The sequence below is a fragment of the Anoxybacillus tengchongensis genome (assembly GCF_014201585.1).
Taxonomy (GTDB): Bacteria; Bacillota; Bacilli; order Bacillales; family Anoxybacillaceae; genus Anoxybacillus; species Anoxybacillus tengchongensis.
In genome coordinates, this window is record NZ_JACHES010000010.1 from 38,612 (window position 1) to 50,702 (window position 12,091).

At 39.2% G+C, this 12,091-nt stretch carries 9 protein-coding genes; 3 read left to right on the plus strand and 6 right to left on the minus strand.

Translation table 11 applies throughout. The features are described 5' to 3' along the window. Positions 1-6: 6 nt before the first annotated feature. Genes HNQ82_RS11100 through HNQ82_RS11115 form a run of 4 tightly spaced genes read right to left on the minus strand, consistent with a single transcriptional unit; the run spans position 7 to position 4,886 of the window. The gene (locus tag HNQ82_RS11100; protein ID WP_183249633.1) at positions 7-1,668 is read right to left on the minus strand and encodes a GspE/PulE family protein; all 1,662 of its coding nucleotides are present in this window, start codon (positions 1,666-1,668) and stop codon (positions 7-9) included. After that, positions 1,665-2,915 carry a VanW family protein gene (locus HNQ82_RS11105; protein WP_183249636.1) on the minus strand — a complete coding sequence of 417 codons (1,251 nt, stop codon included), beginning with the start codon at positions 2,913-2,915 and terminating at the stop codon, positions 1,665-1,667. The genes HNQ82_RS11100 and HNQ82_RS11105 overlap by 4 nt, the downstream gene beginning before the upstream one ends. Before the next feature lie 13 nt (positions 2,916-2,928). Next, complete coding sequence (locus HNQ82_RS11110; RefSeq protein ID WP_183249638.1) at positions 2,929-3,675, minus strand: PRC-barrel domain-containing protein; 747 nt, start codon at positions 3,673-3,675, stop codon at positions 2,929-2,931. After that, the gene (locus tag HNQ82_RS11115; protein WP_183249640.1) at positions 3,672-4,886 is read right to left on the minus strand and encodes a hypothetical protein; all 1,215 of its coding nucleotides are present in this window, start codon (positions 4,884-4,886) and stop codon (positions 3,672-3,674) included. The genes HNQ82_RS11110 and HNQ82_RS11115 overlap by 4 nt, the downstream gene beginning before the upstream one ends. A gap of 88 nt (positions 4,887-4,974) precedes the next feature. On the opposite strand from HNQ82_RS11115, the gene HNQ82_RS11120 reads away from it, so the two are divergent. The 3 genes from HNQ82_RS11120 to HNQ82_RS11130 are packed head-to-tail and all read left to right on the plus strand — an operon-like array spanning position 4,975 to position 7,769. Beyond that, positions 4,975-5,565 (plus strand): type IV pilus modification PilV family protein, encoded by a 591-nt coding sequence (locus HNQ82_RS11120; protein WP_183249642.1) that lies wholly within the window; start codon positions 4,975-4,977, stop codon positions 5,563-5,565. After that, complete coding sequence (locus HNQ82_RS11125; protein ID WP_183249644.1) at positions 5,549-6,118, plus strand: PulJ/GspJ family protein; 570 nt, start codon at positions 5,549-5,551, stop codon at positions 6,116-6,118. The genes HNQ82_RS11120 and HNQ82_RS11125 overlap by 17 nt, the downstream gene beginning before the upstream one ends. 13 nt (positions 6,119-6,131) lie before the next feature. Next, entirely contained in the window at positions 6,132-7,769 is a 1,638-nt protein-coding gene (locus HNQ82_RS11130) for a hypothetical protein (RefSeq protein ID WP_183249646.1), read from the plus strand. A gap of 10 nt (positions 7,770-7,779) precedes the next feature. Here the strand turns inward: HNQ82_RS11130 and HNQ82_RS11135 are convergent, their stop codons facing one another. Beyond that, entirely contained in the window at positions 7,780-8,628 is an 849-nt protein-coding gene (locus HNQ82_RS11135; RefSeq protein ID WP_183249648.1) for an ankyrin repeat domain-containing protein, read from the minus strand. 18 nt (positions 8,629-8,646) lie between these two features. Continuing rightward, complete coding sequence (locus HNQ82_RS11140; RefSeq protein WP_183249650.1) at positions 8,647-12,069, minus strand: Ig-like domain-containing protein; 3,423 nt, start codon at positions 12,067-12,069, stop codon at positions 8,647-8,649. Positions 12,070-12,091 lie beyond the last annotated feature (22 nt).

Below are 12,091 nucleotides of genomic sequence, written 5' to 3' on the forward strand. Positions count from 1 at the left end.
ATCACCCTAGCCAATACTTACGCGCAACACTTCTTCTGTTGTCGTCAGCCCTTGCTTTACTTTTAATAGACCATCATCAATTAAAAAAATCATTTTATTTTTTATTGCTAATTCACGTAATTTCGAAAGCGGTTCTCCATTTAAAATGACTTTTCTCATGTCATCAGACATGACCATTAACTCATGTAATGCAATACGTCCTTTATATCCGGTCATATTGCACGTCGGACAGCCTCGTCCGCGCATCACTTTCTCAATTTTCAAACCGCGCCGTGCAAAAATATCTATTTCTCGCTTCGTCGGTTCGTGTTCTGCTTGACAATCGCGACAAACACGACGCACGAGACGTTGTGAAACCACTCCTGAAAGTGATGTCGCAACTAAAAACGGTTCAACGCCCATATCAATTAAACGAGCCACCGTGCTTAATGCGTCGTTTGTGTGCAACGTACTTAACACAAGATGCCCCGTTAAAGATGCACGAATGGCGACTTCCGCCGTTTCGCGATCACGAATCTCCCCGACCATAATAATGTTCGGGTCTTGCCGTAAAATAGAGCGCAATCCTTCTGCAAATGTCATCCCGACATTTGGATTCACTTGAATTTGGTTCACCCCTTCAAGCTGATATTCGACAGGATCTTCAATTGTAATAATGTTCACATGTTCACCGTTTAACCGATTCAATGCTGCATAAAGTGTCGATGATTTTCCTGAACCCGTCGGTCCCGTAATTAACACGATGCCCGTCGGCTGTTCAATGAGCTGAATAAACCGTTGCAAGTTTACTTTATTAAATCCGAGTTTATTTAAATCATTTAATGCCGCGCCTAAATCAAGCACGCGCATAACAATTTTTTCACCGTAAATTGTCGGCAACGTCGATACGCGCAAATCAATCGGATGAAAATCAATATTCATTTTAATACGCCCATCTTGTGGAACGCGATGTTCTGTAATATCCATATTTGCTAAAATTTTAATGCGTGCCGTTAACATCCCTTGCATATGTTTCGGCAACGCTCGTTCTGTACGTAAAATTCCGTCAATTCGGTAACGAATGACCACTTTCGTCTCCTGTGGGTCAATATGAATGTCGCTTGCCCGCTGTTCTACAGCCATTTGTAAAATTTGATTAACGAGCCGAACAATCGGTGAGTCGTCTTCGACAAGTTTCTCTTGTTCGCGGGACTCTTGTACCGGCGCAATGTTTAAAAATTCTTCAACCGAATCGTCAATATCGTAATACTTATTAATTGCCCGTAAAATATCGTCTTTTGATGCGATCGCCACTTCAATATGAAAACCGGTCGATAAACGCAAATCGTCAATCGCAAAAAAATCCATCGGGTCTGCCATAGCGACAAATAGCCGATCTCCTTCTTGCTTTAAAGGAATGAGCATATTGCGTTTCGCAAATTCTTTTGGTACAAGGTTCGTTAATTTTGGATCAATCGGATACCGATATAAGCTGACGTGTGGGATGCCGAGTTGAAACTCTAATACTTCAATTAATTGTTGTTCGGTAATGTACCCTCGTTGCAACAACGCGTCGCCTAACTTTTGTCCAGGGGCCTTTTCTTTTAACGTTTCTTCAAGCTGTTCTTTCGTAATGAGCCCTGCTTCAATTAACAAATCGCCCAATCGTTTTCGCTCTTGCTTCTTCATGAGGTCTCATCCTCATTTCCTTTGATTTGCTCGTTTTCATTTCCCCATATATCTTCTTGGTCTGTTGATTCTGTTGAAGGTGTTTCGTTTCGTGTTGATGATTCATTTGGTGTTGGTGTCTCACTTGTCTCGGACCGTAATCCACGCACTTCCACACGATGAATCGGCGGGTAAAAATCTTCCGAAACAAGAACCGTTTCAACTAATGTGCGGTTTCGATCGTACACTTCTTTATATAAGCGAATAAGCATTCCTTTTTTTCCTTCTTCTTTTACCCGCTTTTCGTTCGGCTTCAGCAATGCACTATATTGCACAATTGTTTTCGGATCATAATACTCAATAGGATCTGTTTTTAATACGTATTGATATATAAATGGAGCACCGATCAAAGACGCTCGCATGTCATTCCCTTCGATCATCAACTCAAAAGTGTATGCTCGATCGTTTGGATTAAAGAAAATAAAATCTTTTTTGTCTTGTTCAACAGCTGCTTCAAATCCTGCTTTGACCCCGTTTGGCAATACGGTGCTCGTATGTCGCTCGACAATTTCAAAGTTCGTCGGTACAATCGCTTCATATAAAACTGACGCAAATAACGTCATTGCTTCCTTTGATAACCCCATGCCTTGCTTTTTGAAAAAATCTAGAACGGAAAACATTTGTTTTGGTTCAACGACAATGGTTGTTTGCGACATCGCACGAAGCTCTTCATGTAAAGGAATAACGGCTTGCGACAATATCGTTTGTTGTTGCATATCTTCACGAACATATTGAACAAGCGATAGTTGAGTGGATGTAAGTGAAGCAGCTGCTTGTTCTAATTGTTTTTTCATCTTTTCAACATCGAGCCAGTCGCTTGATGCATTAAGCGAAGAAATAGCATCTTGCAATGCTTTCGTATCAACAGAAACGAGGAGAGGGGTGCGCTTTCCGCTCACCGCTTGTTTCATGCTCTCCTCAATATGAAACGTAAAATGATTCGTTTGTACCGTGACCTTTTTTCCTTCTAGCACGAGCGTCATCGTTGCCGATTGCTTCCACTCGTTCACTTTTTGACTCATTTGTTCACGCGCTTCTTCATATGAACGATTAGATACGTCAATCGGTCCGATCATCGTTCCTTCGGCAAATTTGTCTTTGCTAACAAACGACTCGTACGCCCACGTTGCCAATTTTGTACTAGCAAGTAAATATGAAACGGTAATGAGTAACGTAAAAAATAGCTTGAATGAAACGATTCGGCGCACGGCATACGCCTCCTTACTCGACATTCATAGATAACTCAATAACAACGTCTAGGCCTTCTTCTTGCGCACGCATGACGTCTTCTTTCGTTAAAATCGTATCTTTTGAAATGAGCACTTGACCATTTGCGTCAAAAATATCTTTTAATACTCGCTTTCCTGTTAACATGTCGATTTGTTTTTTGCGCAGTTCATCAATCTCATTTTCAAATGACTTTGGCGCAATTTGTTCAATGAGCGGTTGTACTTGTGTTCCCTTTAGCGACAATAACGCATCAACATCGGAAACAAGCGTTTGTTGTGCATCTTCATGAACGATTAATAAATCTTTTCCATATGTAATGACGTGATCAGCACGAACGACGCGGGAGTCGTTGCCGATTTGTACTTCAATACCTGTAATTTCTCCCGTCTCTTCGTCAACATAAAATTCTGTTGCTTCTCCAAGCAATTGACCTTTTCTCGTCATCACTTTCGCTTGTTTAATCGCGATTTTTTTATTGACAAGCTCATTCGCAATAGGAATGACGTTTAAATCGAGAACAGCTCTTTCTTCTTCAACCGTTACCGCAAATTCCCCAATTCCGATCACATTTCGAAACGGAATCGCTTTCATACTAATTTCCCAATTTTCTTGATCAACAATTAAAAAGTCGACTGTTCCTTTTTCTGGGTTTATGACAAGTGACTTCACTTGTCCAAGTTGAACCCCGGTTTGAATGCTAATGACTGGAAGACCGATAACTTGTGCACTACTTTTCATTTTTTCCACCCCATTTTTTGTTCAGCGTAATGAATCATGTGCGCTAATTGTTGTTGAATGATTGGATAAGGCTCATATTGCCCGTACAATTGTTTCGCCACATCATATAGCTTTTCATATTGTTTCGAAGCAACGTAATGCTCCATTAATACATTCGCAAATGTATAATAATCTTGTTCATGTAAACGAGGATGTAAATGTTTATGAATCAACTGTTCATATTCCTCGTCCGATAATAACGGACGCATGGTGTATAAAGAAGCGAGTAAATTTTTCATGAACGGTTTTGGAAGCATACGTATCGCTTCATCACCTTTTTCTATCGCTATTGTTTCATTATATGCAGACGGTTCTTCGTCCACATACACAGTCGCTTCTTCGACATTCGGAATGCTTTCCGCTTCATCTTGCTGTTTTTTAGCGATCGCATCCCCTTGAACGACTGGAATCATTTCCATTTCATTTTGCTGTCCATCTACTATGTCATCATGTTCTATAACTGTCTCGATTTCATTTTTTTCATCGACAAAATGATCTGTCATCTCGTCAACAACAGCGAGCTCGTCCACCCTAAGGAATTCATTTTCTTCTGTTTCAGTCATCACATCGTTTTTTTCGTCTAACAAATTAACCCACCGCTCATCGTCCATCTCATGATGTTCGTTATTTACATCTGTACCGTCATTGTCCACTATATGTAGCGGCTCAATCACATCGTCCATTTCAGCTAACGGTTCAATGATATGATCGTATTCATCATTGCGAAGCGGCTCAACGGAAACATGTTGTTCAACTTCTTCTGGCCAGTTACTTTCAAGCCACTCGAATTCCATTTCTTCCGTTTGTTCTTGTTGGAGGTCACGTTCTTCTTCCTGCTTTTCTTCCGCCACTTCTTTTATGATAAATAACGGTTCTTCTTTTTGCTCATCTTCTACATCGTTCACTACAATTAAATCGTGCTCATGAATACGTGCATAAAATAAATGACCGAGCTTTTGTTCAAGTAAATATGTGCTAGCAATCACTAAAAGTAAAAGAAATAATGCCGCCTGCCAAAGTGGAAATTGTTCTACGACAATCATGCCAAAGGCGCTTAATAAACAAGCAACCGTTAATAAAACTGCGATCCCTTTTTTTGTCCATCCAAAAGGCAACCGAATATAGATGGGGATTAAGATGAGAAAGAAGATAGCGAAAAATAAATATAACAACTTGTTCCCCCCATTCGCAAATGATACAACACCTAACTCTAACATATTGTATAATAAAGTTATGTATTTTAAAAGAAGGGGAAGGAAAATGTGTCAAAAGAAAATGAATATTTTTTATAACAGGCGTGGCTTCACGTTAATTGAAGTACTATTGTCGATTGTTATTTTATCATTTGTCGTGAGCGGCATGTTCATGTTTTTCACTCATGCGATGACATACACAGCGTATAGTCAATCAAAAACCGTTGCCGTCAATATCGCTCGTGGTGTTATTCATTATATGGAACGTCTCGATTTCCAAACGATCAATACGTATGTTCATGACCATATGACAGAACAAACGCCGTTTATACGCTTCGATGCTTCGTCATGTTCCAATACATCGTTATTTCCTAATGAAAACGTATGTCAAGCTGTTTTTGCACCGACGGTTAACAACGTAACATATGACGAAGAAGACGTACAAGCTTGGTTAATTCCATACGATCAAGCCATATGGTCAAACATAAAAACAAACCCGCCAAGCGAATTTCCTGACCCTTTAAAACAAACGATTCAAAACGAGAAAGATATAAAAGAAAATGTAAGCGACTATTTACTTCGTTTATATGTCACTGTCCGTTCAAATAACGAAGTGATCGTATTAAAAGGGGTGATCGCCAATGAAAGTATTCGCTAATGAACGAGGACTAACGCTTATTGAACTACTTGTCGGTTTAGCGATCACATCGATTATTGCTACTTCTGCATATGGCGTATTTACAGCCGGAACGAAGGCGTATAAACGAATTGGCATTGAAAGTCAATTACGAAGTGAAGCAGATATATTGATGACAACGATTTTTAACGAACTATACACCCTTGCGCCAGACGGCTTAAACAAAAATGAATCAAACGAACATACATTAACGTTTGTCAATCACATAAAAAAAGAAATTGATACAAATACAGGTCTTGTCGAAGAAAAAGAACAAGAAGGACAAACGTTACAAATTAAGATAGATGAGGCAACAGGAACATTACAAATAAATGATAAACAAATCACATCAAGTAATTTACGCATCGTCCCAGAACAATCAACGTTCACTTATACGTGCGTACAGGAACAACAAAATGTATGTAAAGGCGGTGTCATTTCCATTCGTTTATCTGTTCAAGACAATGATCATCGCCATCCGGACGATCCGTTATATATTGAACCGTTTACATTGCAATCACAATTCGGGTTTTAAAGGGGGGAGAGAGATGAACGAGAAAGGATATAGCCTTGTACTCGTTATGTTAACAGTCACTATCTTTTTTATTATTGGACTTACGATTTTATCCGTCAGCATATATCAAGCAAAATTTACTCAAGTACGCGTAGAAGATGTCACATCGCTTCACGATGCCGTCAAAAACGTAGAAGAAACGGTTGCTGAGCTGAAAGCGAAAGTTGAACAGTTAACGTTATCAACTCCAACGCAGCTTGATCTCGATTTAGGAAATGCGCAAGCTGGCTTTTTAAGTGAACTCATGGAACGCCATAGCGTCACAATTGAAGATATTACCGATGCAAAAGGAATCGTGCGCAATAAACTATTTACACGCGTTTTTCGTATATCCGCCCCATATGGAAGCAAAACGGTCACACGTGAAGTGATTATCACGAATGCACCGAGCTTTTTAAAATATGCCCTTGGTTCGCGTGAGAACGTTACGTTAAATGGCGGAGCATATATTGACGGCAATATATACACGGGAAAAGATATATATGTCACAAACGTTGCTAACTATATTTACAACTCAACGCTTTATTCCGTACAAACAACATTCCCAACGACGAGTGAAAAAAGTATATTGTTTGTTGAAGGCAACCGTTATGCGTGCGATCATGGAAATGGAGCAAGAAGTTGTTACACCGTATCAACTGCATTTACAAAAAACATGAACGATTTTACATCGGATTCACTGTTGTTTCAATACCAAGGACCGAGCGTTCAAAAAGAACAAGATGACTTTATTGACGTAAATTTTGATTTGACATTAAAAGACAAACTACTATCAGCGGCTGGCATTGATGGATTTGATCTGAGCAAACAAGCGCAATATCAAAGTCTTATTTCTTTACCATTATCCGAGCTTGTCGAACAAATAAAATCGTCATTTGCGACTGTTGTCGTTAATGACCCTGTCGATTTACCAACCGCATTAGAAGGCGCGATTGCCAGTGGAAAATCCATTTTCCTTGATACAAGTACCGTTCCGTATTTCGATATTACATCGTTAACTCTAAACGATGGGCAATGGTTCATTGTAAACGGTGACTTGACTTTAGAAAATGCAGGGAATTTACCTTTACAAATGAAAGGAAATATCATTGTGCTCGGCAATTTAACGATTACAGGACAAGTGGCGTTCGATTCTACCGTATACGTCAATGGAAATACGTCCATTTACAATACGACAATTAGCGGCTTAAATGGGAAAGAAGTTGTGTTACTCACAAAAGGCGAGCTAGAAATTGCTCGTGTCAATGAATTTACAAACCATTTTTCGTTCACAACACCAAACTTAAAAGGATTTTTCTATACAGACAGCAATGCAGTGATTTATGCTGTCGGATCATATATAAATATTGAAGGAGGGCTATTCGCTCGCGGCAACAGCTCTATGATTCCTTACACAGATGAAAACGGGTTGATCGTTAATACGTATCGTGGTGAAACGAATGATAGCGGAACAAATCTTTCGTTTCAAATGCTCATATCATCAGAAGAAGAGCAAAAGCAATATGCTCGTTTCGTCGTGAAACATAATAAAGATGTATTTATTAACCGTGGGCTTGGTTTACCGCTTGTTAAGCAGCTTGCCGTTATTGTCGATGAAATACGGGTACAATGAAAAAAAGGAGCTACTTGGCTCCTTTTTCCTTTAGCTGTTTTATAATGTTTTCGTGTTTCCAATATTGCGCAAGAGAAAGTGCGGTGTTTCCAGTTTTGTCTTTCACCTGCACATCGGCTCCATAGCGAAGCAAGAGCGTCACTAATTTATCGTAACCGTACTCAGCTGCAACCATTAACGGTGTTTTTCCGATGGTTGTTTGCGCGTCTACCTTTGCTTTTTTCTCTAATAAATATGTGGCTACGTCAATAAAATTTCGTTCAACGGCTTTATATAGCGGGGTTTCACCAGCTTTATTTGCGATCTCTACGTTCGCGCCATGTTCATATAAAAAGCGAACAACATCGATATTTCCAGCCTGCACCGCAAGCAATAACGGCGTTTCACCATGTTTATTTATCGCATTGACATCGACGTCGTATTGACAAACGAGTTGTACAAAAGCAAGATTCCCACTCCCTGCCGCAATATGCAAGGGAGTATTATTTTCTTTATCTTTCTCTCGCACCGTCTGTTCATTCACTATTTGTTTCACAATTTCAATATTTTCTTCATTCCCTTGAGCTAAAGAAGAAGCGAGCGCGAAATGAAGGGGAGGAAGCGGCATAACAGCCGACTTTCCTCCAGCTTTTAATAGTTTTACCGCAATGTCACGCTGACCGGTACGCATCGCCACATCGAGCGGTGTTTCATTTTTTATTTTGAAATTAATATTTTTTTCTTTTTTCATATATTCGCGCACTGCTTCAACGTTTCCTTGCTCAATCGCCCGGATAAATTTTTGTTGCTTTTCTTCTTGCGACGGAAAGCACCCACTTAACAAGCTGATGATGACAAATAGCATCACCACTTTTTTCATACATGTTCACATCCTTCGTTAGTACAACCAGCCGTTTTTATTTCCGCCTTTCGTTGGATCTGTCGCATGTTCTACGACACGAATGACCGTTGATGCCGTCCACGCTTTTCCGTTTTCATCGATCAATTTTACCGTCAGCGGTGTTTCACCGAGACGTTTCGCAGTCACTTCTCCATTTGAATCAACAACCGCATAATAACTATTACTGATAGTAAATGAACGGCTCACAATTTTTGTCGTCGCATTTGCTGGGATTGGTGCAATATATGGTAATACATTAATTGTTTTTCCTTTTTGCACAACGAACGTTGAAGGGAGCGAAATACCTGTTAACGGTGAACCAACATGAACAACGGCTGTTCCAATGACACCGTTATGCGCTTGCGCGGTAATTGTCACTTGTCCTGTGCTCACACCTGTAATCTTTCCATTTTCATCAACCGAAGCGATATTCGGATTCGATGACCGCCATGTAATCGTCTTATACGTTGCATTGTTTGGTGCAACTGTTGCTGTGAGAGTAGTTGTTTCACCGATATTCATATGGACAACAGTTGGTGATACGACAACTGCAGTGACCGGGATGGCTTGAACGGTGACAGTAACCGTTTTTTCAATCAGCTCATCATTTCTGTTAAACGCTTGAATAGTTAGCGTTGTTACTCCTTCTTTTAATCCGGTAATTGTGCCGTTTGCACCATTCACTTCAGCATACAAGCTATTTCCTAGTGAATAAGATACCGCTTTTTTTGCATCTGCTGGCGATACGGTAATTGGAATTGGAATTGTTTCACCCACATGAACAGTAAAATCGTTTATTGTCATCGAATCAACTGGGATGCGTACGATCACTGTCATCGTTGCTGTTTTTACGTTACCGAACACATCTTTTACACGCGCTGTCACTTGTGCTGTTCCTTCTTGTAATGCGGTAATGACGCCGTTTTGATCAATTGAAATGATTTGCCCGTTACTATTTTCGCTCCACTCCACTGAGGCGATCGTTGCTTCTTGTGGCAAAACGTTTAACAATAAACGCGCATTTTTCGGCACGCCACGATTTACAAACATCGTACTTGGTAGCGTGACATCTGTAATTTTGTAATCAGAAACAAACGACAAAGCATTAAATGACAAATTGACGACTTGCGTATTAATATCTTTATACGTCAATTTTGCTTGCGACAGTGAGAACGTTCCTTTTGTCATTGGCTTTACTTGAATGACGAACGTTTGTGGTTCAGCTACATACGTTGTTCCTGATTTTACAAACGAAATGTCTGGTAACATTCCTTTAATTGTATATCCTTCTGTGATTGTCCCTTGTTTTGTAAATCCATTCGGTAAAGAAACGACTTCAATGCCTGCTGGTAATTTTTCTTCAAATGCAACGTTTGTCACTTTTAACAACGTATTCGTTAATAATGACAACGGTTTTGGTGTGAGTGTATATTGTATCGTCACCGGCTCATGAACTGGAGCGAGCGTTTTTGAAATTGTTCGACTGACTTCAATATTTGCCGATACTTTTTCAATGACGACTTGAAATTCTTTCGTTACTTTTGCTCCACGTGCGTCTGTTGCTTCAATTTTTATTTTCGCTGTTCCACCGTTTGGCATATTGTGCGGAAGCGATTGAATAATTGTTGTGCCGTTCGGCACGTTGTTTTGCGCATACACTTCTTGATCGTTTAACCATACTTTCGTAGAAAATGTTCGATCTACTAAGTCTAAATCTTCCACTTTATACGAGAGTTCAATCGGCTGATTGCTCGGAATTTTTTCGTTTTCTCTCGGTGTGATAACTGTTAATTGCGGTGCATGGTTTGATCCGAAAAACGCACGGTACATTGTATTGACAAATAATTTTTGTTCATCTTCTGGGAATGCTGATGTTGTCCCTACATGCCCTGTTCCTGAGTATGTGACGTTTCCATTGGAATACGTATAATAATGGTTCCAGCTATCGTGTACATCACGAGGAGATCCATTAATATTGTACCAAGGGATTACATTCTCATTTTCTAAATTAAGCGTATAATATTGATTGTGCGTTGTTGCGATTGTAATGCTGTCACCTAATGCAAATGGATAGTTTGTCATTAAACCGCTATTCACTTGTTTTGTACTTGTCGATGCATTTGGTGCACCGTTTCCTAAATCCGTTTGCGGTTGAATTTGTTGCACAATCGGACCGAATTCATTTACCCATACGTTATTTGCTCCAAACATCACATCATGTGTAAACATGACGCTTTGACCAGATTGAATAAAGTTTTTGACGGATTGAACGGTATTTTGATTTAAAGAAATAACAGAACCACATCCGTTATAACAATCTGCAAAACCAAAAATAATCATATCATATTTTCCATTAATGACTTCATGTGAATAATTTGGTTCGTACACCTTGCTTTTTTGAAAATCTGCTAATGTTGTTACGTCAATATTAATATGATATTCATTTGTACGACTTAAAAAACTCGGATTCATATTTTTCGTATTTAATAAAGAACTTGCATCGTTCCCTTTCCGAATTTGTAATACTTTAATATTGGCAACAACATCTTGAAACTTCACAAACCCTTTTTCATAATCTTTTAACGCGCTTGTTTCATCAACAATTTCTACTTTCCAATAACGTGGTCCAGAATAGCCAGCTGGAAGAGTGTATGAAATCGTTCCTGTTGCTCCTTGCACTTGCTTTGATGCAACAATTTCTTCACTCGTATATTTGTCGTTAAAATCAGAGTCGATATATAAGTTGACAGTCAATAATTTATTTTGAAATTGTGTATAATTCGTAATTTGATATACAAATGACAGCGTATCTCCTTTTGTATACACCTGTGTCGAAGACGGGGCATTTGTTAACACAAAATGAGGACGTTTCGTGCCATTTGTCGCAAAATAGTTTTTCATGTTCGTATTCGTTGTAAAGAAAATGACGTTTGTTTTTGACTTCCATGCATTGGATTGAGAGTAACTATACAATTTACTTGTCGGATACTTTTTTACGCTGCTGTCATGAAGAAAAACAGGCAATCCTTTGTCAATATAAAATTGTTTGATTTGTCCAGCTTTCAAATCTGTCACATCGTTTAAAATATTCGTCGTATTATGCGATGCACTTCTATTGCTGCTCGTTGTCATGCCTAGTTTTGTCGGGTTATAATCGCCACTCGAAATCACAATCGCATCATATTTACCGTCTAATTCATCACGCAAAGCAACAAAACGTTTCATCGTCATCGTTGTCACATTGATATTCGACGTGCTCCCTAATTCTTGTTTTAACGGTGATGAAGATAATTGATTGGCATGACTAACAATTTCAAGAACATTGTATGTGATATTGTCATTCGCACGTACAGTGATGACAGGAATGAATAACGGAACGAGTAAAAGAAGCGTTAAAAATACCGAAACAGCTCTTTTCACCTATCTCTCCCCCTTTCAAAAA

Bases quoted from the DNA above. Each gene is read 5' to 3' on its own strand.
- HNQ82_RS11130 (WP_183249646.1), top strand. From the start codon at position 6,132: ATGAACGAGAAAGGATATAGCCTTGTACTCGTTATGTTAACAGTCACT.
- HNQ82_RS11135 (WP_183249648.1), bottom strand. From the start codon at position 8,628: ATGAAAAAAGTGGTGATGCTATTTGTCATCATCAGCTTGTTAAGTGGG.
- HNQ82_RS11100 (WP_183249633.1), bottom strand. From the start codon at position 1,668: ATGAAGAAGCAAGAGCGAAAACGATTGGGCGATTTGTTAATTGAAGCA.
- HNQ82_RS11125 (WP_183249644.1), top strand. From the start codon at position 5,549: ATGAAAGTATTCGCTAATGAACGAGGACTAACGCTTATTGAACTACTT.
- HNQ82_RS11120 (WP_183249642.1), top strand. From the start codon at position 4,975: ATGTGTCAAAAGAAAATGAATATTTTTTATAACAGGCGTGGCTTCACG.
- HNQ82_RS11110 (WP_183249638.1), bottom strand. From the start codon at position 3,675: ATGAAAAGTAGTGCACAAGTTATCGGTCTTCCAGTCATTAGCATTCAA.